Source organism: Streptomonospora wellingtoniae, assembly GCF_031845375.1.
Taxonomy (GTDB): domain Bacteria; phylum Actinomycetota; class Actinomycetes; order Streptosporangiales; family Streptosporangiaceae; genus Streptomonospora; species Streptomonospora wellingtoniae.
The window spans coordinates 17,896-43,745 of the sequence record NZ_JAVREK010000018.1 but is presented as its reverse complement, the minus strand read 5'-3'; the positions used below and the strand labels follow the sequence as shown (position 1 = coordinate 43,745).

Sequence of the window (25,850 nt, the reverse complement as noted above, 5' to 3'; positions counted from 1 at the left end):
GTCAGCGTCCGGGCGACCGAGCCCACCTGAAAGGATCGACGATGAGCACGCCCACCCTTCCCGCGATCCCCGACCGGTCGTGGGTCGCCGCCTGCGGCTCCGATAGGCTCATTCCCGAACGCGGCGCCGCCGTCCTGCTGCCCGACGGAGGACAGGTCGCCGTCTTCCGCACGTACGACGACGTGCTCTACGCCGTGGGCAACATCGACCCGTTCAGCGGCGCCGCGGTGATGGCCCGCGGGATCGTCGGCGACCGGGCGGGCGAGCCCACCGTCGCCTCGCCCATGCTCAAGCAGGTGTTCTCCCTGCGCACAGGTCGCTGCCTCGACGATCCCGGCGTGGGCCTGCCCATCTACGCCGTGGAGCCGCGCGAGGGCGTGGTCCACGTCTGCACCCGACCGGACGAGGCATCCACATGACATCGACGCCGCCGACCGCGCCCGCCGCACGCGAGGCGCCCGACGACCCCGCCGACGACCGGTCCCCATCCGGCGCCGCCACCGTGGCGCCGCTGGCCGGGTTCACCGTCGCCGTCACCGCCGCCCGCCGCGCCGACGAGCTGGCCGCGCTGCTGCGCCGCAAGGGCGCCGAGGTGGTCAGCGCCCCGGCGCTGCGCATCGTGCCGCTCAGCGACGACCAGCGCCTGGCCACGGCGTCGCGAGAGCTGATCCGCCGTCCCGCCGACGTGATCGTGGCCACCACCGGGATCGGCTTCCGCGGCTGGGTGGAGGCCTGCGACACCTGGGGCAGCGCCGAGCGGCTGGTGCGGTCCATGGGCTGCGCACGGGTGCTCGCGCGCGGGCCCAAGGCCAAGGGCGCCATCCGCGCCGCCGGGCTGCGCGAGGAGTGGTCCCCGCCCTCGGAGTCCTCGGCCGAGGTGCTGGACTACCTGCTGGAGTCCGGTGTGGAAGGGCTGCGCGTGGCCGTGCAGCTGCACGGCGAGCCGCTGCCCGACTTCTGCGCCGCGCTGCGCATGGCCGGCGCCGAGGTGGTGGAGGTGCCCGTCTACCGGTGGATGGAGCCCGAGGACACCGCGCCCCTGGACCGGCTGATCGAGGACGCGGCCTCGGGCGGGGTCGACGCCGTCACCTTCACCAGCGCGCCCGCGGCCGCCGCCCTGCTGGACCGAGCCCGCCGCCAAGGCCTGCACCGCCCCCTCGTCGAGCGGCTGCGCGGCGACGTCATGGCCATGTGCGTGGGTCCGGTCACCGCCCGCCCGCTCATGGCAGAGGACGTGCCCACCGTGTGGCCCGCCCGCGCCCGCATCGGCGCCATGGTCAAGCGGCTGGCCGAGGAGCTGCCCGAACGCTTCCCGGCCCTGCCCGTGGCCGGGCACCGGCTGCGGCTGCGCGGGCACGCCGCGCTGGTCGACGGCGCGGTCTGCCCGGTCTCGCCCGCGCTGATGCGGGTGCTGCGCGAGCTCGCCCGCCGCCCCGGCCAGGTCCGCGACCGCGCCGACCTGCTGGCCTCGCTGGGCGGCGACGGCGACGCCCATGCGGTCGAGACCGCGGTAGCCCGGCTGCGCAGCGCGCTGGGCGACGCCAGGATCATCCAGACCGTGGTCAAGCGCGGCTACCGGCTCGCGCTGGACACGGGAGAGTGCGCGTCCCGAGGAGACTGATGGAGCCCGCCACCCTGCTGCTGGCCGTGCACGGCACCCGCGACCCGCGAGGCGTCGCCGAGGCCCGCCGCCTGGCCCGCCGCGTCGCCGAGCTGACCGGGGCGCCGGTGCGGCTCGGCTTCGCCGACGTGCTCGCGCCCGACGTGGGCGAGGCCGCCGCCGCGGTCGAGGGGCCCGTCGTGGTGGTGCCCGCGTTCCTCGCCGCCGGCTACCACGTCCGGGTGGACATCCCCGCCCAGCTGGAGCGCGCCGGCCGCGGCGACGCGGTGCTCACCGGCGCTCTGGGGGCCGACGAAAGGCTGCTGGACGCGGCCGTGCGCCGGCTGCGCGGGGCCGGGCGGCGGCGCGGCGACGCCGTGGTGCTGGCCGCGGCCGGCTCCTCCGACCCCGCCGCGCGCGCCCAGGTGGCCCACGCCGCGCGGCGGCTCTCGCGCCGGCTGGACGCGCCGGTGGAGGTGGGCTACGTGGCCACCGCCCCGCCGTCCGCGGCCGAGGCGGTGCGCCGGCTGCGCGCCCGCGGCCACCGGCGGGTGGCGCTTGCCTCGTGGCTGCTGGCGCCGGGCCTGTTCCATCAGCGCCTCGCCGCGGCCGGGGCCGACACCGTCGCCGAACCCCTGTGCCCCGACGCCGGGGTCGCTGCGGCCGTGGCCGCCCGCTACCGGCGGGCCGCCGTCCGCGCGGCGGCCTGAGCGGGCGCGGGCGCCGGCGCCGGCGCATCCCCGGGCCGGGGGCCGCCGGCCCGGCGGGGACGGCTGACCGCGCCGGGGGTGGACACAGGCAGTAGCCGGACCGGGGAATCGTCACGTACCGCAATGAAGTGAATGAACGCGAACCTAGCGTCGCATATCTCACAGAATCGGCCACCAGTCCAGAAACCCCCGATTCAGCGAGCAATCCCGCAGATCGTCGCCCCCTGGACGCGTTACCGTCCCGTGATGAATAATCTCGAAGCGGCGCACGTCGAGCCCGTCCGCGGGTCGCCGTACGAGGCCGCCGCCCCCACCCCCTGACCTGGGTGGCTTCCGCCGCGCACCCCCGCGACCGCCCCCCGGCGGTCGCCGGCGCGGCCGTCCGCAGTCCCCGTCCGAAGGGCATTCCGCCGTGGGCAATCATGCGCCCTCCCGCTCCTCCCTGCGGGACCTCCTCAAAGAGAAGCGCTCGATCGTCGTCGTGACCGCAACCGGCGCCGCGCTCATCGCAGCCGGAACCGCCGGCGCCGCCACCGTCGACCGCCTGGCCGCCGCGCCCGAGTCCGCCACCGGTAAGGCCGCACTCCCGGAGGCCGCGACCGCCGACGGCCGCCCCGCCCCCCGCAACTCCCCCGGCCAGGACCACGCAGAGGCCCAGGAGCAACGCCAGCAGGCACTGGAGGCCGCGACCCAGTCCTTCACCGGCACCGCCACTCAGGAGCAGAAGCCCGAGCCTGAACAGGACTCCGGCGGATCCGGCGGCTCGGACGAGGCCGCCGACATGAGCCCCACCGGCGAAGGCGGCGCGTGCGAGGCCTCGATGTACAGCGAGCCCCAGCCCACCGCCAGCGGCGAGCAGTTCGACCCCAGCGCCATGACCGCCGCCCACAAGTCCCTGCCGATGGACACCATGGTCCGGGTCACCAACCCCGGCACCGGCGCATCGGTCACCGTGCGCATCAACGACCGCGGCCCCTACGTCGCCGGACGCTGCCTGGACCTGTCCACCGCCTCGTTCGAGCAGATCGCCTCGGCCGACGCCGGCGTCGTCGACGTCGAATGGCAGGCCCTGAGCTGACCCCCGCCGCCTGACAGGCTTTCGGGTATGCGGGGGATCACCGGGTCCGCGGGGCGCGCCCAAACCCCGGTGATCTTGTAGCTATCGTGAAGGAAAGCGTTTTCCAGTGACGATAGCTACAAGATCAACGGTGATATGAGCTCCGGCCCCCAGCGCGCCCCACCGTGCCTACAGCCCGCGCCCGCCCGCCCCACGTGGCAGAATGCGGCGAGACACCGGCACAGGTGTGGCGGCAGGGAAGGGAGAGGCGGGTGTTCCGCACCGAATCGCGCCAGGTCATCTCGCCCACCGACCTGGTCGACACCATGGAGTGCGAACACCGCAGCGCGCTGCGCATCGCCGCGGCCGAGGACCTCCCCGGCGCGCCCGCCCCCACCGACCTCGACCCCCTCGTCGCCCAGCAGGGAGCCGCCCACGAACAGGCCGAGCTCGACAGGCTGCGCGGCCTCTTCGGCGACGGCGTGGTCGCCATCGCCGACCCCGCCCCCACCGACGCCGCCATGCGCGCCGCAGCAGAGGCCACCGCCGAAGCGATGCGCGCCGGCGCCCCCGTCGTCTACCAGGCCTGCTTCTACGACCCCGTCACGACCGGGGTCGCCTTCCACGGCCGCGCCGACTTCCTCATCTCCACCGCCGTGGACCCCGCCACCGGCGCCGCACGCCCCGGCGCCCCGGTGCGCTACGAACCCTGGGACACCAAGCTCGCCCGCCGCCCCGGCCCCTCGGCCATCCTCCAGCTCACCGCCTACGCCGCGGCCCTGGAACGCACCGAGACCGGCCGCGGCGAGCACATGCACCTGATCACCGGCGACCGCGGCGTGCACACCCACCGCGTCGCCGAGTTCCTGCCCATCCTCGAGGGCGTCCGCCGCCGCCTCCTGCAGGCCCTCGGCGAGCCGCCCGCCCTGCCCCACCCCTTGTGGGCGCCGCCCCGGCCCGCCTGCGACGGCTGCGGCTACAGCGCACTGTGCGCCGAAGGCCGCGCCGCCGCCCGCCACCTCTCCCTGGTCGCCGGGCTCCGCGCCGACCAGGCCCGCCGCCTCGACGACTGCGGCATCTCCACCATCGACGCCCTCGCCGGCGCGAGCGAGGACGCCCGCCCGCCCGCCATGCCCCGCCACTCCTTCGCCCGGCTGCGCGAGCAGGCGGCCCTGCAGGTGCGCCAGGACGCCACGCGCACCGCCGAGGACCCCCAGGGCACCGTCATCGCCGAGGTCCACTCGTCCGAGGGCCTCGCCTCCCTGCCCGAACCCGGCCCCGGAGACGTCTTCTTCGACATGGAGGGCTACCCCTACTACGACGGCGCCGACGGCCGCGGCCTGGAGTACCTCTTCGGCGCCGTCACCCCCGCCCGCGGCGAGGGTGACGAGGAGTTCCACGCCTTCTGGGCCCACGACCGCGCCCAGGAGAAACGCGCCTTCGAGGACTTCGTCGACTTCGTGTGCGAGCGCATCGACGCCGACCCCGGCGCCCACGTCTACCACTACGCCTCCTACGAGGCCGACCGGCTCAAGCTCCTGGCCGCCGCCTTCGGCACGCGCGAGGCCGAGGTCGACGAACTGCTGCGCCACCGCCGCCTCGTCGACCTCTACACCGCCGTCAAGAAGAGCCTGCGCGTCTCCCAGCGCTCCTACTCCATCAAGTACCTCGAACCCCTCTACCTGCCGCAGAGCCGCGGCGGCGAGGTCACCACCGCCGCCTCCAGCATCGACGCCTACGCCGACTACCTCGCCGCCGCCGAGGCCGGCGAGACCGAGCGCGCCGGCAAGATCGTCCGCTCCATCGCCGACTACAACCGCGACGACTGCGTCTCCACGGCGCGCCTGCGCGACTGGCTGGAGGACCTGCGCACCCGCAACGGCATCACCGCCCGCCCCGCCGGCCAGAGCGAGCTCGTCGCCGAGGACGCCGACGAGCGGGCCGCCGAGCGGCGCCGGCGCCGCGACGAGCAGGAAGCCCGCCTGCACGCCCTGACCGGCCCCCTGCTGGACGGCGTCCCCGACGACCCCGCCGCCCGCACCCCCGACCAGCACGCCCGCGCGCTGCTGGCCTCCTTGGCCGGCTACTACCGCCGCGAGGAGAACCCGTCGTGGTGGGACTACTTCCGCCGCGTCTCGGCGCCCATGGAGGAACTGGAAGCCGACAACGAGTGCCTGGTGCCGCTGCGCGCCCGCATGGGGGAGTGGCAGGAGCCCACCGGACGCCGGAAGCTGGCCCGCCGCGAGGTCGAGCTGCGCGCCGACCCCGCCCGCCCCCACCCCTTCGCCGCGGGCGACTCCGTCCGGCTGCTCTACGCCGGAGCGCCCGGCCAGGAGGCCGACACCGTCAACGCCGCCGTCGAGACCTCCTCGCCCGAGCGCCTCACCCTCGTCGAGACCTCCTCGCCCGGCGAAACCTACGCCCGCGCCCCCGCGGCCGTGCTGCCCGGAGCCCCCGTGCGGTCGGCGCCCAAGGACGACGCCCTGTGGTCCCTGGCCGCCGAAGCCGTCGAGGCGCTTCCCGAGCTGCCCCCGCACGCCGGCCTGGACGTCCTCTGCCGCCGCCCGCCGCGCACCCGCGGCGGCGCAGGACTGCCCGACCCGGCCGAGCACGGCGGCGACCTGGTGTCCGCGGTCATCGCCGCCGTCGACCGGCTCGACTCCTCCTACCTCGCCGTGCAGGGCCCGCCCGGCGCCGGCAAGACCTACCTGGCCGCCCGCCTGATCACCCACCTCGTGGCCTCCGGGCGCACCGTCGGGGTGTGCTCCACCAGCCACAAGGCCGTGGAGAACGTCCTCTCCGCCGCCGCGCACGCCGCCCGAACCGGGCCCGCAGCCCCGAGCGGAGACGCCGCGCCTCACGCGCTTGCCGTCGCCAAGCGGCCGCCCGCCGGCAAGGCCGACCCCCGGGCGCCCTGGGACCAGCCCAAGAGCCCCAAGGACCTGGCCGCCTGGCGCGCCGAACACACCGGCGGCCACCTCGTCGGCGGCACCGCCTGGAACCTCGCCAACGAGGCGATGCGCGCCGATCCGCTCGACGTCCTCATCATCGACGAGGCCGGGCAGTTCGCCCTCGCCGACACCCTCGCCGTCTCCAGCGCAGCGCGCGACCTCGTGCTGCTCGGCGACCCCCAGCAGCTGCCCCAGGTCGTCCAGGGCGCCCACGGCGAGGGAGCCGCAGCCTCGGCCCTGGAGCACCTGGTCGGCGGCGCCGAGATCATCGACCCCGACCTCGGCTACTTCCTGGACCAGACCCGCCGCATGCACCCGAACGTGTGCGCCCCCGTCTCCCAGCTGTCCTACCGGGGTGTGCTGCGCGCCCACCCCAGCGCCGCCGAACGCGTGATGGGCGGCCTACCCGCCGGCCTCTACCGCTACGAGATCGACCACACCGGCCGCGCCACCCACAGCCCCGAGGAGGTCGAGGCCGTGGTGGCCATCGCCGCCGACCTGGTCGGGCGGACCTTCCGCGAACCCGGCGCGGTGGCCGACCGCGAGGTCACCGGCGAGGACGTCCTCGTCGTCGCGCCCTTCAACCTCCAGGTCCGCGCCCTGCGCCAAGCCCTGGACGCCGCCGGGCTGCCGGGCGTGCGCGCGGGTACCGTCGACCGCTTCCAGGGCCAGGAGGCTCCCGCGGTCATCTGCTCCATGACCGTCTCCAGCGCCGCCGACGCCGCCCGCGGACTCGACTTCGTGCTCTCCCGCAACCGCCTCAACGTCGCCCTCTCACGCGCCCAGACCGTGGCCGCGCTGGTCTACTCGCCGCAGCTGATCGCCTCGGCCCCGCGCTCGGTCGCCGAGCTGCGCGTCCTGGCCGGCTTCGCCGGCCTGCGCGAGGCCGCCGCACCCCGGCGCTCTCCTGCTCCCTCCGCCGCCGGCAGAGGCTGACCCGGGCCCGCGGGCGCTCCCGGCTTGATCAACAGCCGCAGGCCGAGTTGGATGTCCCCTATGGCAGAGACCCGGCCCGAAGCGTTCCGGCGGTACCGGAGAATCGTCTCCAGGACGCCGCGACCGCCCCTCGCGCCCGCTGCGCCCCGCCGCGGCCGCTCCGCGGCCCCGGGCCCGACCGGCACCGCGCCGGCGTGCCCCGACCCCCGCACACTCCACGCCGCCCCCGGCGGCCGCATCGTTGGGAGAAGGTTCCCCCGTTGACGCCTGCAGAGAACGGAGACCGGCAGATCCGCAACACCCGCCACCCCTTGGGAGTCCGGATCACCGCGGGCGTGCTGGGCGCGGCCTGCCTGGTACTGGGCCCGATCGGCTACCTGCGCGCCATCGCGGCGGGCGAGGGGTCCGCGGCCGAGTGGTACACCCTGAGCTTCAGCGCGTCGGTGGGGCTGCCGCTGCTGGCCGCCGCGATCGCCACGGTCGCCGGCGACCGCCGCGCCGCACTGTGGTCGCTGGCCCTGCTGGGCTGGCCGCTGGTCTATGTGACGGCTGTCCACGTCCTGCTCGCGACCTGAACCGGACACCGCAGTGTCCGCGGACGCTACGTTGGGGCCGGGGCCCCGCCCGGCCCAGCCCGCGACCGACGCGACGAGAGGCACCCGTGTCGCCGAAGAAGAGATCCAAGAAGCCCGGCCGCCCCGCTGGCGGCGGAGGGCCCCGCACCGGCTCCGCAGGCGCGGCCACCGGCACCGCCACGGAGCCGGGCAGGGGCGCCGCCGCCTCTGCATCCGGCGTCAGCCGCACCCCGGTCGTGCTCGACGACCGCCGCCGCTGGCCGGTGGCGGTGTGGACCGCCCTCACGGCGGTGTGGACCCTGGGCTCGCTGGCGTTCTTCGTGCTGTTCCTGGCCGAGGGGTTCGCCATGCTCGGCGAGACGGACGGCGGCGCCGCCTCCGCGGGCATGCGCACCGCCGCCTGGTACCTGCTGGGACTGGTCCTGTGCGCCCTCGCCGCACCCCTGGCCGGAGCCGTGTGGGCCGCGCTGCTGCGCCGCAGGATCGCCGCGATCCTGTTCGCCGCCGCCCTGCTGCTGTCCGGGGGAGCACTGTTCTCCCTGGACACCCCGGCGGGCATCGCCGAGGCGATCGGCAACGGAATCACCTCGGGCTGAGGCCCCGCCCACCGGCCCAACCCGCGGCGCGCCGCGCCCCCGGGCGCACGCGCCCGGCGCCATGGGCCATGATGTCCTGCGTGGCCAACGACGACACCCCCCGCATCCGCGACAGCGCGCACGGCGACCCCGATTCCGGGACCGCACCCGACACCGGCGCCGACGGCGTCGCCGAGATCGTCCCGGCCGAGGTGCGCGAGCACCTGGTGCGCGGCACCCGCAGCGTGCTGGTCGACGAAGGCGCCCTGGACGCGGTCCGCCGACGCTTCGACGACGAGCAGGCCGGTGCCCTGGGCCGCTACCTCGCCTCCGCCCAGTCGGCCAACACCCTGCGCGCCTACCGCTCCGACTGGATCGCCTTCACCGCCTGGTGCCTGGACGAGGGGCGCCGGTCCCTGCCCGCCGACCCCGTCGACGTGGCCGTCTACCTCGCCGCGGCCGCCGATACCGTCCGCCCCGACGACCCGGACCGCTGGGCACTGGCCCCGTCCACCCTGGAGCGCAAGGCCGCCGCGATCGCCGCCGTCCACGGCGCCCAGGGCCTGGCCGCGCCCACCCGCACCGAGGTCGTGCGCATGACCCTGCGCGGCATCCGGCGGCGCCGCCGCGCGGCGCCGCGCCGCAAGCGCCCGCTGCTGCTGCCCACGCTCGAAACGCTGCTGGCCGAGCTTCCCGAGGCCGACGACGCCATCGGCGGCATCGCCCGGCGCCGCGACGCACTGCTGCTGCTGGCCGGCTTCGCCGGAGCCCTGCGCCGGAGCGAACTCGCCGCCCTGTCCTTCGACGACGTCGCCCTCGACGCCGACCACCGCAGCGGCGACCCCATGATCATCGTCCGCCTCGGCGCCACCAAGACCGACCAGTCCGCCCGCACCGAGCAGCAGATCGCCCTGCCCCGCGGCCGCCGCCCCCGAACCTGCCCCGTGTGCGCCTTCGCCGACTGGGCCGACCTGCTCGAGGCCCGCCGCGACGGCGGCGCCGCGGCTGTGGCCGAGCACCTGGCCCGCCCGCCCGAAACCCGGCCGGGCGCCCACCGCTGCCACACCTACACCGGCACCGACCTGGCCGACGGCACCGGCCGCCCCCTGTTCCCCCCCGTGGACCGCCACGGCCGCATCGGCGACAGGGCCGTCTCCGGCCGCGCGGTGGCCGACCTCGTCAAGCGCTACACCCGCCGCGCCGGCTTGGACGCCGACGCGTTCTCCGGCCACTCGCTGCGCGCCGGCTTCGCCACTCAGGCGGCGATGGGCGGCGCCAGCGACCGCGAGATCATGCGCCAGGGGCGCTGGAGCAACCCGCGCACCGTCCACGGCTACATCCGCACCGCGAGTCCGCTCGAGGACAATGCCGTGACCCGGTTGGGCCTGTGATCAACCCGAGTCCGAAATATGTCAAGATGCGTGCGTGATCGATGAGTTTCGTGCGGCCTTCCAGGAGCTGATCGACGCCTCGGTCTCAACCGACCCAGGGCGCTTTCCTCCGGCCGTGCACACGGTGCACCAGCTGGCCTCCCAAGTGCCGCCAAGCGAGCGCGAGCTGGCGCTGGAGGCACTGGGCCCCTTCCTCGGAGGAGGCCACACCGCCCCCGGCATCGCGGCCGACCTCTCCCTGATCGCCGGCGCCCTTGTCGAGATGGGTGCCGACCCCGGTCCCGCCGGCGCCGAGGTCGTGCGGCTGCTGCGCAGCATCGGCCAGGGCGCGGCCGTCTTCCTGCACGCCTGGGAGCAGACCGGGGGCGGACCGGCACCCGAGCCCGACGAGATCACCGCCGCCGCCGAGGAGCGCGTCGCCGAGCGCCTCGGCGAAAGCGCTGCCACCGCCACCGTCTGCTGGTGGACCATCCGCCGCTACGGCCTGGCGGCCAGGACGATGCTCACCGCGCCCGGCGTCCGCAGCGCCGTGCGCGCCGATCCCGAGCTGCGCGCCGAGCTCGTCGCCATCTCCAACCAGCTCAGCGTCGTGCTGCCCGAGTTCGGCGAGATCCGCGCCCTGCTGCGGATGGCCGAGGCCACCTCCGCCGTCGTGCTCGACCGGGCCTCGGGTCGCGCCTTCCGCGTGCTCTTCGACGGCATCGGCGACAACTTCCAGCTGCACACCCTGCTCGCCGACGCGCTCATCGGCCCCGAGGGCCGCGGCCTGCCCGGCCGCCGGCCCGACCCCCGCTGGACCGCCGCCTTCCGCGACGGCCGGCCCGACGCCCGGGCCCGCGTGGTCGAGGGCTGGTGGAACCTCGTGGCGCTGGACGGCACGTGGGTGTGGAACGAGGGCGTGCCCGCCGACATCCCCAGTTTCGACGGTGAGCACGTGCTGGTGCTCGAGGACCAGCCCTACCCGCGCTCGTGGAACGCTGGACGCCGCCACCCCGTGGTGAACGGGTGGCTGGAGGTCGAGGAGGAGGTCTCCGCCGAGGAGGCCGAGGAGTGGTGGTGCCGCGCGGCCCCGGCGCCGGCCTCCACACGCCCCCACGCCGAGCCGGATCCGGAGCCGGAGCTGGAGCCCGAAGCCCTCGGATCCGCGGCCGGAGGCGGCGCCCCCGCCGAGGCGCCCGCACCGGCCCGCTCTCAGGAGCCCGGCGTCCCGCATTCCGGCGTCGGCGGCGGGTCCGCGGCGGACCCGGACCCCGGGACTCCGCCGGCACCGGAGGGCGGGGGAGCGGATGCCGGGACCGTCGGCGCCTCCAGCGCCCTCGCGACTCCGGCGGTGGGGGAGGAGGCCCCCCGACCGGGGGCGGATCCCGGCGCCAGTGGCGCCCCGCCGTCGGGCGAATCCGCCGAGGCCTGCCGCGTCTCCGCGGTCCAGGCCCCCTCGGCCCCCGCTCCGCTCGCCGGTGGCGGCGCGCGGCTCGGGGAGGGCGTCGCCGACGGCTTGGCAGCGATGCGCGGCGGGTCCGCGAACGGTTCGCACCCGCCCGCGCCCGATCCTGTCGCGCTGCCGACCCCCGACGGCCGGTCCGCCGCGACAGCGGTCTCTGCCGAGCCCGACGAGCACGCCGGCCGCGGGCTGCGCGAATCCCGTCCCGCCGAGGACGCCGCGGACACCGGCGACGAGGACGCCGCGCCTGCTCCGGGGGAGTCGGCGAGGGGACGTGCGCCCGCGCCGCCCGCGGCCGGCGCCGAGGGGAACGGGACCGAGCAGGACGGGACCGAGCAGGCGCCCGCGGGTGCCGCGGTGTCCGGCGACCACTCCGACGACTCCTGCGGTGGGGAGGCGGACGACGACGCGGCGGACCCCGGCGGCGCGCCCGCGGTCTCCGCCCCGGGCTCCCGGCGCGCCCCCTCAGCGCCCCCGCTGCCCCCGCTGCCCCCGGGCGTCTCCGACAGCTCCGGCTGGGGCCCCCGCTGGCTCTGACCCGGGCGGCCGGGCGGAGCGTCCACCGCGAGACCGGGATCGGCGTCGCGCCGCGGCGACCCCTGGAAGGAATCTACAACGTAAAGGCCGATGTGCAGGCGGCAGCGGTCCGGTCTGCCGGGAACGGGGAGCCGGCAGCACGCGCCGCGCTCACGCCCGGGCCGCGGGCCGGTGCGCGCCGCCCGCCTGCCCGTCCTCGTAGTCCTCGTCGTAGAGGCCGTCGAAGTACTCTTCCTCGGTCACGTCACGGGCGCGCTCCCTGCCCGCCCACCGGGAGGGGGCGAGCATCGGGACGAACAGCGCCAGGCCCAGCGGCAGGTAGGCCCCGATCGACAGCAGCGTCACCGCACCCTCCACGCCGGGAAGGGCGGGCAGCCGCTCCACCAGTGCGGGGCGCAGGACCTGCACGGCCGTGAGCCCGATCAGCGTCAGCCCCGCGATCCCGGGCAGCAGCGGGGTCAGCCGCGGCGGCACCAGGACCAGCGCCACCAGCAGCCCCACGATCCCGGCGGCCCCCAGCGCGACCGCGCCGTCGACGGTGGCGATCGACTGGCCCCGCTCCTCCAGGCCGACGAAGCGCGGCAGCGCCCATCCGGTCCCGAGCATGAGCACCGGTGCAAGTGCCAGGCCCACGATGAATCCCACGAAATGTCGCACGAGTCTTCTCCTCAGCTGTGTAGGGGCGGCGGGCGGCGGCGCCGTACCACCGGCCTCCGGTGCGCGGCCGGCGCGTTCGCGCGCGGGGGACCGCGCGTCCCGGCGCCGCCCGACGCGACTCCACGGGGACTACGGGGAGTTGGGCATGCACCATAGCGACATTTGTTGCCAAATGGGCATAGTCGGTACACACCGTTGCGCTGCGATCGGTCACCGCAGTACGCCGCAGGGTGGCACAGTGCAGCTGAGGGCGGCCGACCCTTCCCTGAATCGGCTTGTGAAAACCGGGCAAACTCACTCTGCGTCACCTCGCCCGGCCGTGCCCCGCGCGCCTAGGCTGGGGCCGTGAGCAACTCAGAACCCGCAGGCGCCTCCGAGTCCGAGCCGGACCCCGAGGTCGTCGAACTGGCCACCCGCGTCTTCGACCTCGCCCGCCGCGGCGAGACCGACCTCCTCGCGGCCTACCTCGACGCCGGGCTGCCGGTGAACCTCACCAACGACAAGGGCGACACCCTCGTCATGCTCGCCGCCTACCACGGCCACGCCCGCACCGCCGCCCTGCTCTGCGAGCACGGCGCCGACCCCGACCGGCTCAACGACCGCGGCCAGTCGCCGCTGGCCGGCGCGGTCTTCAAGGGCGCGGACGAGGTGGTCGACGTGCTGGTCGACCACGGTGCCGACCCCGATGCCGGCACCCCCTCGGCCCGTGACGCGGCCCGCCTGTTCGAGAAGGACCACTACCTGCAGCGGTTCGCCGGCGACCAGACCTGACCGCGGGCACGGGGGAGCGCGGGGCCGTCTGCGCTCGCGCGTCCCGCCGCGCGGGTCTACCGCGGGCGGGAGGCGGCGGCCCGATGGGCCCGAAGGGGCGCGGCGGCATCGCCGTCCGCCGCCTCAACCGACACAATGAATCTACGTTGTAAAGGCGAGCGTAGGGTTCACCCCCGAACTCCGTACACCGGACAGGCAGCCCTCACCCCTCCTCCAGCACCGCCCAGCCGTGCTCCGTATACACCGTCCCCCCACGCGCCGCGGCCCCGGCCGCGGCGGCGACGCGCCGCCGGCGGGCTCCCTCTCCCAGGAGTCGCTCCCACTCCTCGCCGGGCGCGGCCAGCACCGCGTCGCTCAGCTCGTCTGCGGGCAGCCGCACCCGCGCGAAGTCGGCCTCCTCCAGCGCCCCCGAGAAGACGAAGACCGTCGCCGGCCGCCGGTCGGGCTGCAGCTCCGGCGGTTGCCAGTCCACGCACACGAGCCTGTCGAGCACCGGCACGAACCCCAGTTCCTCGCCGCACTCGCGCCGGCAGGCGGCCAGCGGCGACTCACCCTCCTCGATGACCCCGCCGGGCAGCGACCACCCCGGCTTATACGTGGGCTTGACCAGCAGCAGCCGCCCGTCAGCGGTGCTCAGCAGCGCGGCGGCCGCCCCCCGGCTGCGGGGCAGGCCCTCGAAGAACGCGTATTCGGAGTCGTCGACCACGCCGCCAGACTACGGACCGGCCCTACCGGACCCCGGCAGCCGGGGGCGGCGCGCCCCGGCGACTCACCGCGGCGCGGCGGCACCGCCCGCGGGCCCGTCGCCCCGTTCGGGCGCGGCCGCCGACCCCAGCGGCGCCCGGCTCACCGGTCGACGGCCGAAGCGCCGCCGCAGCTCGTAGGCCGCCAGCACCACCGCCACCGCGGCCAGCGTCGCCCACAGCGGCAGCCTCTGGTCGGGCAGCAGGGCCATCGCACCCAGGACGGCCAGCAGTCCCGCAAGCGTCGCCCAGCTCAGGTACGGAAAACCCCACATCCTGAAGCGGATTGCGCCCGGGTCTTCGCCGCGCAGCCGCCGCCCCAGCACCAGCTGGGAGGCCACGATCGTGAGGAACAGCACGAGCAGGATCGCGCCGATCGAGGCCACCAGGAACGCGAAGACCGTCTCCGGCCACAGGTAGTTGCCCACCACCGACGCGTAGCCCACGGCGGTGCCCAGCAGGATCGCCCGAGTGGGCACCCCGCGCCGCCCCACGGCCGACAGCGCCCGCGGCGCGTCGCCCTGGCGGGTCAGCACGTGCAGCATCCGCGAGGAGGTGTACAGCGCCGCGTTGAGCACACTCAGCACGGCGACGAACACCACCACCTCCATGACCAGCGGCGCGGCGGGCACCCCGACCCGCTCCATCACCGCGACGAACGGGCTGCGCAGCAGCTCGGCGGTGTCCCACGGCAGCACCGCCACCACCACCAGGATCGAGGCGACGTAGAACAGCCCGATGCGCCAGAGCACGTTGGTGGTCGCGCGCGCCACCCCGCGCACGGGCTCGTCGCTCTCGCCCGCCGCGATGGTGACGATCTCCACCCCGCCGAACGAGAACAGCACGACCACCGTCGCCGCCAGCACAGCGCCCCACCCGTTGGGCGCGAACCCGCCGTGGGCCCACAGGTTGTCGACCGTCGCGCCCCCGCCGCCCGGCCACAACCCAACCGCGAACAGTCCGCCCAAAACCAGGAACGCCACGATCGTGGCGACCTTGACCAGCGAGAACAGAGTCTCGGTCTCGCCGAACATACGCACCGAGACCAGATTCGCCCCGGTCATCACCAGCAGCAGCCCCAGCGACAGCAGCCACCCCGGCAGCGGCACCCACGCCTCGAGCGTGGCCGCGCCCGCCACCGACTCCGCCGCCACCAGCACGCAGTACATCCACCAGTACAGCCATCCGATGCAGAACCCCGCACGCGGGCCCAGCGCCATGCGCGCGTAGTCGGAGAACGACCCGGCCGAAGGGCGGGCCACCACCATCTCGCCGAGCGCCCGCAGCGTCAGCAGCACCAGCGCGCCCGCCAGCGCATAGGAGAGCACGGCGGCCGGGCCGGCGGTGCTGATCACGGCGCCGGAGCCGATGAACAGCCCGGCGCCCACCGACCCGCCGATGGCGATCATCGCCATGTGCCGCCGCCGCAGCGAGTGCGCCAGCCCCGACGTGCCGGAAGCGGGCGTGGTTGGAGTGCTGTGCCTGGTCACGGGCACCGAGGGTATCGGTTGTGCGCGAATGCCCGGCGTCCTCCGCTCGCCCCGCGCCGCCGTTGCGGCACTCCCTCCGGCGAGGGAAGCGCCCGCGCATCCCGCGTGCGATCATCACCCTGTGCCGCACATCCGCCGCCTGCTGAGCCCGCTCACGCAGATCGCGACCTACACCCGCTGGGTCCACCTGATCCTGGGCGGCGTGGTGTTCATGCCCTACCTCATCGCCGTCGCCGTGCTCGCATCGCTGATCCTCGCCAGCGGCGGCGGACCCGGCTCCGGTTCGCCCGGCGCGGCGCTGGTGGTCGGACTGGCGCCGGCGCTGGGGCTGGTCGCGGCCACCGCGTGGCTGCCCGGTGTGCGCACCATGTCGGCCCACCTAGTGCGCGCACTGGTCACGGGCGCGCTCGCCGCCGAGGAGGTCGCCGAGGCCAGCACCCGGCGCAGTCGCATGCGCACCGGCCTGTGGCTGGTCGTCCACCTGAGCGCGGGCTTCGCGGTGTGCCTGGCGACCATGCTGGGGCTGACCCAGTCGGCCGTGCTGGCGGCCACCGCCGTGGCCCCCGATCCGGCGGGCCTGATGGAGGGCTCCCTCTACCCCGCGGGCGGGGAGCCGCCCGCCCCGGCCGAGCGCATCGCCGCGCCCTTCGCCGGAGCCGCCCTGCTGCTGGCGGTGATCTACACCGTGGCCGGCGCCGGCGCGCTCATGGCCCGGCTGGCGCCGGTACTGCTGGGGCCCTCGGCGGCCGAGCGCCTGGCGGCGGCCCAGCAGCGCGTGGAGACCCTCGCCGAGCGCAACCGCCTCGCCCGCGAGTTGCACGACTCCATCGGCCACGCCCTGTCCGCCGTCACCCTGCAAGCCGGCACCGCCGCGCGCGTCATCGACACCGACCCCGCTTTCACACGCTCGGCGCTGGAGGCCATCGCGGAACAGGCCCGCACCGCCACCGCCGAGCTCGACCACGTCCTGGGGCTGCTGCGCGACGAGCGCCCCTCCACCGCACCCCAGCGCGACCTCGCGCACCTGGACCAGCTCGTGGAGGCCACCCGGGCCGTCGGCGCCGAGGTCACCGCCGACGTCGAGGGCGACCCGGCGGCCGTCCCCGGCGTCGTCTCCCGCGAGACCTACCGGATCTGCCAGGAAGGGCTCACCAACGTCCTGCGCCACGCGGGGCCGGTGCCCGTCGCCCTGCGCCTGCGGGTCGGTGCCCACGAGTTGGAGGTCGAGATCACCAACCCCACCGCCCACCCCGCGCCCGCCGGCGCCGGCCGCAACGGCAACCGCGGCGGCGGCCGCGGCCTGCGGGGGATGGACGAGCGGCTGCGCCTGCTCGGCGGGACCCTGCAGGCGGGGGCCGCAGACGGCCAGTGGCGGCTGCGCGCCGCCGTCTCTTGGAGGGACGCACAGTGATCACGGTGGCGCTCGTCGACGACGAGAACCTCATCCGCGCGGGCCTGCGGGCCCTCATCGAATCCGAGCCGGACCTGTCGGTGGTCGCCGAGGAGGGCGACGGCACCGGGGTGGTGGACATGGCCCGCCGCCATCGCCCCGATGTCGTGCTGATGGACGTGCGCATGCCGCGCCTGGACGGTATCGAGGCGACCCGTGCGCTGGAGCGGTCGCTGGACGCGGCCCCCGCCGTCGTCGTGCTGACCACGTTCGAGAACGACGACTACGTCTACGGCGCGCTCCGTGCCGGCGCCCGCGGCTTCCTGCTCAAGCGCAGCCGACCGGACCAGATCCTCGACGCCCTGCGGACGGTGGTGCGGGGCGACTCGCTGCTGTTCCCGGCGGCCGTGCGCCGCCTGGCCGCCTCGGCGGGTGCGGCCGACACTCCGGCGGCGCGGGCCGTGGCGTCGCTGACCGAGCGGGAGGCGACCACGCTGCGCCTGCTGGCGCGGGGGATGTCCAACGCGGAGGCCGCCGCCGAGCTGTTCGTGGGGGTGGAGACGGTCAAGACGCACGTCTCCGGCATCCTGGCGAAGCTGTCGGTGCGCGACCGGACCCAGGCGGTGGTTGCGGCCTACGACTCGGGGTTGATCCGCCCGGGAGAGAACCCGGCGCCGCGCTGAGCGGCGCCGGGCCGGGGTGCGCAATTATAAATCTACGTTGTAAAGGTAGCTGTTTCCTACACCGAAAAACTCGCCCTCACACCTGCTCAGCACCGCGACTGCCGTCCTCAATCACAAACGTCGCAAGATTGCGCACCGGCGCACCACGCCGGCTCACGTAGTCCACGACCCGGTAGTCGGTGCGCCACCGCCCGTGGGAGATCTCGTTGCGGACGTAGCCCCGCCGCCGGTTGATCAGTTTGATGTGCGGGTTCTCGGCCAGCTGCACGAGGTCGGTGTCGCGCTGGTCCTCGCCGTCCCCGCCGCTGGCGATCGAAGTGCCCACCACCTCGGTGGCCACGGTCGCCGAGTCGGGGTCGTCGAAGTCGGCCTTGACGTCGCACAGGTAGTTGGCGTGCACGTCGCCGGTGATCACCACGGGGTTGGAGGGGCCCGAGGCGAGGAGGTCGCGCAGCCGGTCGCGCTCGTGGCGGTAGCCGTCCCAGGCGTCGTTGGAGAAGTCGGTGCTCTCGCCCTCGTCGAAGTCGCGCTGGGAGAAGAACACCTGCTGGGCCAGGACGTTCCAGCGTGCGGTCGGCCCGCTCAGTCCTTCCTCCAGCCACTCGCGCTGCTGTGCGCCCAGCAGCGTCCGGCCGGGGTCGGCGTGGCCGCCGTCGCCGACCTGGTCACTTCGGTACTGGCGGGTGTCGAGCAGGTGGACGTCGACCAGGTCGCCGAAGGTCAGCCGGCGGTAGAGCTGCATCGCCGGGCCGTCGGGCCGCTGCGCCCGGCGCAGCGGCATGTGCTCGTAGTAGGCCTGGAAGGCGCGGGCGCGTCGGCGGAGGAAGACCTCCGGGTCCTGGTCGGGCTCGTCGTCGGGCTCGGAGACCTCGCCGGCCCAGTTGTTCTCGACCTCGTGGTCGTCGAAGACCACCGCCCAGGGGAAGGCGGCGTGGGCGGCCTGCAGGTCGGGGTCGGTCTTGTGCTGGGCGTGGCGGAGGCGGTAGTCGGCGACGGAGAACACTTCGCGGGCGGGCAGGTGGCCGCGGCCGATCTCGCCTTGGGCGTCGCCCTCGTAGATGTAGTCGCCCAGGAAGCAGACCAGATCGAGGTCCTCCTGGGCCATGTGTGCGTGGGCCGTGTAGTAGCCGGCGGGGTAGTTCTGGCAGCTGGCGAACGCGAAGGCGAAGCCGTCCAGGTGTGCTCCGGGCCGGGGCGCGGTCTTGCTGCGGCCCACCGGGCTGAGTTCTCGGCCCGCGCGGAACCGGTAGTAGTACTCCGCGCCCGGTCGCAGCCCGTTCACCTCGACGTGTACCGAGTGGCCCTCCTCGGGCCGGGCGAACTCCGCGCCCGAGGCGACGACGCGGCGGAAGCGCTCGTCGGTGGCGACCTGCCAGCGCACCCGCACCCGGCGGTCGGGCATGCCGCCGTGGCCGTCCTCGGCGAGGGGGTCGGGTGCCAGCCGGGTCCACAGCACGAACCCGTCGGGCAGCGGGTCGCCGGAGGCGACTCCCAGGGTGAAGGGCTGGGTGATCCTGCCGCGTCCGCCCGCGCCGCTGTGGCCCGGTTGCGCCCAGGCGGGGGTGTTGCCGAGTGCGAGTGCGCCGATGGCGGCTCCGCCGGCGGTCAGCGCGCGGCGGCGCGTGGGGGACGTGGTGGCGGGGGAGGGCAGGGGTCTGTCGTCGGGGGTGTTCTCGGGGGCGGGGAATCGGGGGGCGTCGGGCATGCACGGTCTCCTCAGTCGATTCGCCGGCCGCACTCCAGGGGGAGGAGGTGCGGTGGACCGTGCTCTATGACGACATGAGGGGTATGAAACCCCAACCACCTGATAGTGAACGTTCGGATTCGCTTTTGCGTAGTCGGGAAACCGCTGGCGGCGGGTGAAGCGGCGGTTGATTTGGGGGAGCGGCGACGTGAATTCGAGGGGCGAGCATTCCTCCTCTGCACATCGCCGTATCGGTGCCGCCCGTTGAAAGGCGGGTTTCCTCTGGGCGGCGGTCGACCCGCCATTGTCCGGCACTCTCAGATTCCGCCGGGGGCCGACACCCGATGATCTTGTAGCTATCGCAAATGGAAATCGATTTCCTCCACGATGGCTACAAGATCGACGGGGGTCTGCGATCTAGGGGTGGATCTCGATCTCGACGGGCGGGTGGACGGCGGGGGCGCAGTCGACGCGGCCGAGGTCGGCGACGACGGTGTCGGCGCAGGGGCGCAGTTCGTCGGCCGGGGTGGTGGTGGTCACGGCCACGGTGCGGGCGCCGGCGGCACGGGCCGAGGCGAGTCCGGCGGGTGCGTCCTCGAATACGACGCAGCGGGCGGGGTCGGCGTCGAGTCTGCGCGCGGCGAGCAGGTAGGGCTCGGGGTCGGGTTTGCCCGCGGTGACGTCGTCGGCGGTGATCATCAGCGGAGGGTCGATGCCCACGGCTTTGACGCGCGCTATTGCGAGAGGGCGGGTGCAGGAGGTGACGATCGCCCAGGCGTCGTCGGGCAGGCTGGCCAGGAGTTCGCGGGTGCCGGGGAGGACGCGCAGTTCGGGGGCGCGGTCGATCTCCAGTTGTTCGAGGCGGCGGGTGGCCTCGGCGACGCGGTCGGCGGGCAGGAGCCGGGCGGCGATCTGGCGGGCGGGGATGCCGTGCCCGGCGATCCGGGTGAAGCGGTCGCGGTCGATGCGGTACTCCTCGACCCATTGGGCCCAGGACGCTTCGATGGCGGGGCCGGAGTCGACGAGCGTGCCGTCCATGTCGAACAGGAGCGCCTGTGCGGTGATCATCACGGTGGCGAGTCTAGGGAGCGCGGCGCGGGGGCGGCGCGGGGGCGGGTGTGGGACCTGCCACGGCGCGGGGTGGCCGGGCGGGGTCAGGTGGCGGGGTCTTGGCGGGTGGGGTCGTCGAGCATGGGGGTGGTTCCGGGGTTGGCGGGGCGGGCGGGGGCGGGGCGCAGGGAGGCGGCGTCGGCGGCGTCGGAGACGATGCGGGTGAAGTTGTCGGGTTGGTCGAGGCTGACGAGGTGGCCAGCGCGGGGGACGTTGAGGAGGCGTCCGTCGGAGCAGGCGTCGAGGAAGCGCTTTTCGTGGATGCGGAAGTGGTCGCGGGCCCCGTTGATGAGCCAGACGGGGCCGGTGTAGGCGGTGAGGGCGCCGAGGACGTCCATGTCGGCGACTTCGTCGATGACGGCGCGGGCGACTTCCATGGCGAGTCCGCCGTCGAGGGCGGCTTGGGCTCCGTCGCCGAGGGTGAGGCGGTGGAAGCGTTCGTTGACGGCTTGGCCCTTGTCGGGGAGGCGGTCGAGGAGGGCGGCGGGGATGCGGTAGACCTGCGCGAGGGTTTGGGCGGGGCGGGCGGTGCATCCGGCGGCGACGAGGCCGGCGGTCTTGTGGGGGTAGGCGGCGGCGGTGGCGATGGAGACGAAGCCGCCGAGGCTGAGGCCGACGACGAGGGCGCGGCCGCCGAGGGTGTCGATGGTGTCGGCGACGGTCTGGACGGCGCCGGTGAGGGTGAAGTGTTCGCCGCGGCGGTTGCCGTGTCCGGGGAGGTCGCAGGCGACGGCGGTGCGGCCGGCGGCGGTGAGTTGGTCGAGTTGGGGCCGCCACATGCTGCTGGAGAAGCGGAGGCCGTGGACCAGGACGATCGGCAGGCTCATGGGCGGTCCTTCTGCTGGCTGGGGCGCGTGGGGGTGGGCGCCGGGCGGTCGGTGGGTGTTGGCGGTGTCATGGGGTGTAGGTGACGGTGACGGGTGCGTGGTCGGACCAGCGGCGGTCGTGGGTGGGGGCGCGTTCGACGCGGGCGTGGTGGGCGGTGCGGGCGAGGGCGGGGGTTGCGAGGTGGTAGTCGATGCGCCAGCCGGCGTCGTTGTCGAAGGCGCGGCCGCGGTAGGACCACCAGGTGTAGGGGCCGGCGGTGTCGGGGTGGAGGGTGCGGACGACGTCGCGGCAGCCGGTGGTGTGGAGGAGGCGGGTGAGCCAGGCGCGTTCGTGGTCGAGGAAGCCGGAGTGGTTGCGGTTGTTGCGCCAGGTTTTGAGGTCGGCGGGGTGGTGGGCGATGTTGAGGTCGCCGCAGAGGAGGAGGTGGCGGCCGCGGGCGGTGATGTCGTGGGCGCGGTGGGTGAGGTAGGGCAGGAAGGCGTCCATGAAGCGGTGTTTGGCGTGTTGGCGGGGGGTGCCGGCGTCGCCTGAGGGGAGGTAGAGGCTGGCGACGGTGAGCTCGCCGATGTCGGCTTCGAGGTAGCGGCCGGCTTTGTCGAACTCGGGGGTGTCGAAGCCGGTCCGGTGGGTGTGGGGCGGGGTGCGGGTGTAGATGGCCACGCCGGATCGTCCGGGTTCGTCTGCGGGGGCGAGCAGCAGGTGGTAGCGGGGGTGGCGGGTGAGGGCGGTGGTGAGCTGCTCGGGGCGTGCGCGGGTCTCCTGGAGGCAGACGATGTCGGCGTCGGTGGTGTCGAGCCAGTCCAGGAGGCCTTTGCGTGCGGCGGCGCGCAGGCCGTTGACGTTGACGGTGGTGATCGTCGTGGGCACGTCGGCAAGCGTAGTCAATCGGCGGGTGGGGCGGGTGCGGGGTTCATCCGGTGGTGGGGGGCGGGGTGAGGTCGCGGAGGGCGGTGTAGGTGCGGTTGGAGCGGGCGGCGTCGCGTTGGGCTGCGGCGGTGGTGTCGATGTAGGTCTGTGAGGAGGTGATGGCGGCGTGGCCGAGGAGGTGCATGATCTCGGTGACGGAGGCGCCGTCTTCGGCGAGTCGGGTGGCGAAGGTGTGGCGGAGGGCGTGGACGAGGGTGCCGCGGGCGACGCGGTCGTGGATGCCGGCGTGTTTGTAGCACTGGCGGACGAGGTATTGGAGGCCGCCGCGGCGCAGGGGTTGGTTGCGGGTGTCGACGAGGAGGGCGTCGTTGCCGGTGGGGGTGCGGTTGAAGCGGGCGGCGCGGCTGTGGAGGTAGTCGTCGATGAGGGCTTCGAGCGGGGGTTCGATGGGCAGCGAGCGGGTGGTGTTGCCTTTGCCGTGGACGCGGATGCGGCGTTCGCCGGGTCGGCCGCCGAGGGAGTCGAGGGTGAGGTCGAGCATTTCGGCGGAGCGCAGTCCGGTGAGTAGGGCGAGGGCGAGGACGGCGAAGTCGCGTTGGGGCCAGGGGTCGCGGGCGCGGCGGCATCCGGCGGCGAGGGCGGTGAGGAGTTTTTCGGGGGTGTCTTCGCCGATGAGGGGTTTGGGCTGGTGGGGTTTGGCGCGGGGGCGGGAGACGGCGGGCATGGGGTTGCCGTCGGTGAGGTTGTGGGCGACGAGGAAGCTGAAGAAGCCGTTCCAGGTGGACCAGGCGCGGGTGACGCTGGTGGGGGCGCGGTCGGCGGCGAATCGGGCGAAGGCGTGGCGGAGGAGGGGCGGGGTGAGGTCGGCGAGGCGGAGTTGGTCGGGTCGGCGGCGTTCGGCGTCGGCGAGGTGGTGGAGGAGGGTGTGCAGGTCGCGGCGGTAGGCGGCGAGGGTGTGGGGTGAGGGCTTCTGGGGTTGGCGGGCGGTGAGGTATTCGGTGATGGCGTCGTCGACGGTCATGGTGTGGGTGTGGGGGGTGGTGGGGCGGGTGCTGTCCATGGTTGAAGGATTGCCTATGGCGTGGGCGTGCACACGTGGGGTGGCGGGGTGTCGCGGGGGTGTCAGGTGAGTTCGAGGCCGCCGTCGACGGTGATGATCTGGCCGGTGATCCAGGTGGCGGCGGGGTCGGCGAGGTGGGTGATCCAGGTGGCGATCTCGTGGGGTTCGCCGCGGCGGCCGAGGGGGATGCGCTGGGTTTCGTCGTGGTGGATGCGGGTGACGGTGTCGGGGTCGAGTCCGGCGGCGGTGAGGGCGTTGCTGCGGGTGGGGCCGGGTGCGATGGCGTTGGCGCGGATGCGGTGGGGTGCGAGTTCGAGGGCCCAGCTGCGGGTGAGGGATTCGAGGGCGGCTTTGGAGGCGGCGTAGGGGGCGGCGCCTGGCATGGGGCGGTGGCCGTAGGTGGAGGAGATGTTGACGATGGCGCCGCTGGTGCGGGTGAGGGGGTCGAGTGCGGCGGCGGTGAGGCGGGTGGGGGCGGTGACGTTGAGGGTGAAGAGGTCGTCGAGTGTGTCGGTGCGGGTGTCGGCGAGGGGCATCAGGGCGGTGGCGCCGGCGTTGTTGACGAGGATGTCGAGGCGTCCGTGGGTGGTGAGGGCGGCGTCGACGGCGCGGGCGGGGGTGTCGGCGTCGCGCAGGTCGGCGGGGTGGGGGGTGATGCGGGGGTGGGTTCGGGCGGTGTCGGCGAGTGCGCCGGGTGTGCGGGCGAGGGCGATGACGTGGGCTCCGGCGCCGGCGAGGGCGGTGGCGGCGGCGCGTCCGATGCCGGAGGAGGCGCCGGTGACGAGGGCGACGCGGTCGGTGAGGGGTGTGGGGGTGGTCATGGCGCAACCTATCTATTCGATGTTTGACGAACATCGAACAAGCTAGCATGGAGCCATGCGCGACGCCCACCACCCCGAAACCCGCGACCTCTCGCTGGTGGAGGTCCTCTCGGCACTGGGCGACCCGGTGCGCCTGGGGCTGGTGCGGCTCCTGGCCGACGGGCGCGAGCGCGGCTGGGGCCAGCTCCGCGCGCCGGTGGCCAAGTCCACCCTCAGCCACCACCTGCGCGTACTCCGCGACGCCGGCATCACCCGCACCCGCCAGGAGGGGACCCGCTGCTACGTCGCGCTGCGCCGCGCGGACCTCGACACCCGGTTCCCCGGCATGCTGGCGCCGCTGCTGGAGTCGGCCGAGGCCCTCGACGCGGGCGCCGGCGTGAGCCTGGGCGAGCCCGAGAAGCCCTAGGTCTTCGGCGGCAGTCCGGCACAGCGCCGCCGATCGTCTCGCCATCGTGAAGGAGAACGGTTTCCATCCGCGATGGCGACACGATCAACGGGGGGTTCGGCCCGTGGGCACCGGTGATCGGGAGCCGGGGTCGGCTGCGGGGACCCGGGGTCAGGGGATGCGCTTGGCGGCCCCGGACGACAGCACGTGCAGCGGCCACTCCAGCGGACCGCGCCCCACCGCCAGCCGCCAGAGGGTCGCGCCGCCCAGCGCGGCCACCAGCAGCGTGAGCCCCAGGTCGTCGGTGACCCACTCCAGCGGCGTTCCCTGCCACAGGCCGTACTCGGCCACCCAGATCAGCAGCACGTGGCCGACGTAGACGGTCAGCGCGAGCGAGCCCACCGCCGCCAGCGGGTATCCCACCCACCGCAGCGCGGGCTCGGCCAGCAGGCACAGCCCCAGCACCGCGATCGCGATCCCGCCGGCTCCGGCCAGTTCCAGCGGGGTGCCGCTGTGCGGCAGCGCGGTCAGCAGCCACACCCAGTCGTTGACCGGGACCGTGCCGGCGAACCCCTCGGCCATGGCCTGAGCGGTGCTGGTGTAGCCGCCGTGGTCGGCCATGGCGGCGGCGCTGTAGCCGGCCTCCAGGCGGGCGCGCCCGCCCATGGGGTTCATGGCCACCCACGACAGCCCGTAGCCCAGCGCGGCCAGGGCGGATCCGGTGGCTAGCAGACCGGCGCGCACCCGCAGCGAGGTGAGGTCGAGCCGGCCTACGGCCAGGCCGGCCAGCACATAGGGCAGCCAGGTCATCGCCGGGTAGGAGCCGGTGACGAGCAGGTCGAGCAGGCCGCTGCCGGAGAGCGCCACCAGCGGGTCGTAGGCGTCGACCAGAGCGGCGGGGCGGGCGAGCGGGCCGTCGGCGATCAGGGAGCGCAGCCAGAAGGAGGCCACGGGCCCGGCCACGGCCAGGATCGCCGCGGTTCCGGCGACGACCTTCCAGCGCTCGTCGATCAGCGGGACGGCCAGCACGAAGAACGCGGCGTAGTAGGCCAGGATCACCGCGACGGGCGTGCCCAGCATGGTCAGGCCCACTCCCACGGGCAGGACGAGCAGGCCGCGCACCACCACCCGCCACAGCGCCACGCCCATGGCGCGCCCCTGCACCGGCGTCGAACCGCCCGACAGCAGTGCGATGGACACGCCGGCCAGCACCGCGAACAACGCGGCCGAACGACCGGAGACCAGGTCGGTGAAGTGGTTGGCGCCGTCGGCGCCCAGGCTCCAGCCCAGCCCGACGTGGATGACGAACATGCCCAGAACCGCCAGGCCGCGGGCCACGTCCACGCCCACCAGGCGCGGCCGGGGTGCGGCGGCAGCGGGGGGTGTCGCGGGCGCGCGGGCGTCGGGCGCGGTGGCAGGGGGCGCCGCAGACGGGTCGGCGCCGTCGCCGGACCCGCCGCGGGGAGAGGTACTGGTGCTGTTGGACACCCTACGAGGATCGCCTGTTCGGAGGCCGATTGCAGGGATTCCGATCCGCGGTGACCGGTTGTGGCCGATCGGGAGCCCATCGGGGTCGCGGGGACAACGC

At 74.7% G+C, this 25,850-nt stretch carries 23 protein-coding genes; 13 read left to right on the top strand and 10 right to left on the bottom strand.

Translation table 11 applies throughout. The annotated features are described in order from the left end of the window. The first annotated feature begins 41 nt into the window (after window positions 1-41). The 9 genes from nirD (at window position 42) to RM446_RS16670 (ending at window position 11,773) form a co-directional block, all read left to right on the top strand. Entirely contained in the window at window positions 42-419 is a 378-nt protein-coding gene (gene nirD, locus RM446_RS16710) for a nitrite reductase small subunit NirD (protein ID WP_311546248.1), read from the top strand. Then, entirely contained in the window at window positions 416-1,621 is a 1,206-nt protein-coding gene (locus tag RM446_RS16705) for a uroporphyrinogen-III synthase (RefSeq protein ID WP_311546247.1), read from the top strand. Before nirD ends, RM446_RS16705 begins: the two co-directional genes overlap by 4 nt. Next, window positions 1,621-2,310, top strand: a complete 690-nt coding sequence (locus tag RM446_RS16700) for a sirohydrochlorin chelatase (RefSeq protein ID WP_311546246.1) — start codon at window positions 1,621-1,623, stop codon at window positions 2,308-2,310. Before RM446_RS16705 ends, RM446_RS16700 begins: the two co-directional genes overlap by 1 nt. Before the next feature lie 412 nt (window positions 2,311-2,722). Next, window positions 2,723-3,388: a septal ring lytic transglycosylase RlpA family protein gene (locus tag RM446_RS16695; RefSeq protein WP_311546245.1), complete on the top strand. Its 666-nt coding sequence runs from the start codon at window positions 2,723-2,725 to the stop codon at window positions 3,386-3,388. A gap of 251 nt (window positions 3,389-3,639) precedes the next feature. Continuing rightward, a complete protein-coding gene (locus RM446_RS16690) occupies window positions 3,640-7,254 on the top strand; it encodes a TM0106 family RecB-like putative nuclease (protein WP_311546244.1) in 3,615 nt (1,204 codons plus the stop codon). 260 nt (window positions 7,255-7,514) lie between these two features. After that, entirely contained in the window at window positions 7,515-7,829 is a 315-nt protein-coding gene (locus RM446_RS16685; protein ID WP_311546243.1) for a hypothetical protein, read from the top strand. An 86-nt stretch (window positions 7,830-7,915) separates the two neighbouring features. Continuing rightward, window positions 7,916-8,425 carry a hypothetical protein gene (locus RM446_RS16680; RefSeq protein ID WP_311546242.1) on the top strand — a complete coding sequence of 170 codons (510 nt, stop codon included), beginning with the start codon at window positions 7,916-7,918 and terminating at the stop codon, window positions 8,423-8,425. 80 nt (window positions 8,426-8,505) lie between these two features. Next, window positions 8,506-9,795: a site-specific integrase gene (locus tag RM446_RS16675; RefSeq protein ID WP_398695336.1), complete on the top strand. Its 1,290-nt coding sequence runs from the start codon at window positions 8,506-8,508 to the stop codon at window positions 9,793-9,795. A 34-nt stretch (window positions 9,796-9,829) separates the two neighbouring features. Further along, window positions 9,830-11,773, top strand: coding sequence for a hypothetical protein (locus RM446_RS16670; RefSeq protein ID WP_311546241.1), 1,944 nt, complete (start codon window positions 9,830-9,832; stop codon window positions 11,771-11,773). Window positions 11,774-11,923: 150 nt separating this feature from the next. Here RM446_RS16670 and RM446_RS16665 read toward each other — a convergent pair whose 3' ends face one another. After that, on the bottom strand, window positions 11,924-12,430 hold the full coding sequence (locus RM446_RS16665) for a hypothetical protein (protein WP_311546240.1): 507 nt from the start codon (window positions 12,428-12,430) through the stop codon (window positions 11,924-11,926). Between the two features lie 345 nt (window positions 12,431-12,775). On the opposite strand from RM446_RS16665, the gene RM446_RS16660 reads away from it, so the two are divergent. Then, window positions 12,776-13,201 carry an ankyrin repeat domain-containing protein gene (locus tag RM446_RS16660; protein ID WP_311546239.1) on the top strand — a complete coding sequence of 142 codons (426 nt, stop codon included), beginning with the start codon at window positions 12,776-12,778 and terminating at the stop codon, window positions 13,199-13,201. 202 nt (window positions 13,202-13,403) lie between these two features. On the opposite strand, the gene RM446_RS16655 is transcribed toward RM446_RS16660, so the two are convergent. Both RM446_RS16655 and RM446_RS16650 read right to left on the bottom strand, forming a co-directional pair. After that, complete coding sequence (locus tag RM446_RS16655; RefSeq protein ID WP_311546238.1) at window positions 13,404-13,907, bottom strand: NUDIX hydrolase; 504 nt, start codon at window positions 13,905-13,907, stop codon at window positions 13,404-13,406. A gap of 63 nt (window positions 13,908-13,970) precedes the next feature. After that, entirely contained in the window at window positions 13,971-15,359 is a 1,389-nt protein-coding gene (locus RM446_RS16650; RefSeq protein WP_311546318.1) for an amino acid permease, read from the bottom strand. 196 nt (window positions 15,360-15,555) lie between these two features. Between RM446_RS16650 and RM446_RS16645 the strand changes: the two genes are divergently transcribed. Then, window positions 15,556-16,845: a sensor histidine kinase gene (locus RM446_RS16645; protein ID WP_311546237.1), complete on the top strand. Its 1,290-nt coding sequence runs from the start codon at window positions 15,556-15,558 to the stop codon at window positions 16,843-16,845. Further along, on the top strand, window positions 16,842-17,507 hold the full coding sequence (locus tag RM446_RS16640; protein WP_311546236.1) for a response regulator transcription factor: 666 nt from the start codon (window positions 16,842-16,844) through the stop codon (window positions 17,505-17,507). The genes RM446_RS16645 and RM446_RS16640 overlap by 4 nt, the downstream gene beginning before the upstream one ends. A 76-nt stretch (window positions 17,508-17,583) precedes the next feature. On the opposite strand, the gene RM446_RS16635 is transcribed toward RM446_RS16640, so the two are convergent. The 6 genes from RM446_RS16635 to RM446_RS16610 form a co-directional block, all read right to left on the bottom strand. After that, window positions 17,584-19,212, bottom strand: coding sequence for an alkaline phosphatase D family protein (locus RM446_RS16635; protein WP_311546235.1), 1,629 nt, complete (start codon window positions 19,210-19,212; stop codon window positions 17,584-17,586). Between the two features lie 396 nt (window positions 19,213-19,608). Next, window positions 19,609-20,259 carry an HAD-IA family hydrolase gene (locus RM446_RS16630; protein WP_311546317.1) on the bottom strand — a complete coding sequence of 217 codons (651 nt, stop codon included), beginning with the start codon at window positions 20,257-20,259 and terminating at the stop codon, window positions 19,609-19,611. Between the two features lie 86 nt (window positions 20,260-20,345). Continuing rightward, window positions 20,346-21,128 carry an alpha/beta fold hydrolase gene (locus RM446_RS16625; protein WP_311546234.1) on the bottom strand — a complete coding sequence of 261 codons (783 nt, stop codon included), beginning with the start codon at window positions 21,126-21,128 and terminating at the stop codon, window positions 20,346-20,348. A 67-nt stretch (window positions 21,129-21,195) separates the two neighbouring features. Further along, window positions 21,196-21,996 carry an exodeoxyribonuclease III gene (locus tag RM446_RS16620; RefSeq protein WP_311546233.1) on the bottom strand — a complete coding sequence of 267 codons (801 nt, stop codon included), beginning with the start codon at window positions 21,994-21,996 and terminating at the stop codon, window positions 21,196-21,198. Between the two features lie 43 nt (window positions 21,997-22,039). After that, complete coding sequence (locus RM446_RS16615) at window positions 22,040-23,056, bottom strand: tyrosine-type recombinase/integrase (protein WP_311546232.1); 1,017 nt, start codon at window positions 23,054-23,056, stop codon at window positions 22,040-22,042. Between the two features lie 62 nt (window positions 23,057-23,118). Further along, the gene (locus tag RM446_RS16610; RefSeq protein WP_311546231.1) at window positions 23,119-23,877 is read right to left on the bottom strand and encodes an SDR family NAD(P)-dependent oxidoreductase; all 759 of its coding nucleotides are present in this window, start codon (window positions 23,875-23,877) and stop codon (window positions 23,119-23,121) included. Window positions 23,878-23,932: 55 nt separating this feature from the next. Between RM446_RS16610 and RM446_RS16605 the strand changes: the two genes are divergently transcribed. Beyond that, the gene (locus RM446_RS16605; protein WP_311546230.1) at window positions 23,933-24,283 is read left to right on the top strand and encodes an ArsR/SmtB family transcription factor; all 351 of its coding nucleotides are present in this window, start codon (window positions 23,933-23,935) and stop codon (window positions 24,281-24,283) included. A 150-nt stretch (window positions 24,284-24,433) separates the two neighbouring features. Here RM446_RS16605 and RM446_RS16600 read toward each other — a convergent pair whose 3' ends face one another. Next, window positions 24,434-25,750, bottom strand: a complete 1,317-nt coding sequence (locus RM446_RS16600; RefSeq protein ID WP_311546229.1) for a DUF418 domain-containing protein — start codon at window positions 25,748-25,750, stop codon at window positions 24,434-24,436. Window positions 25,751-25,850: the final 100 nt, after the last annotated feature.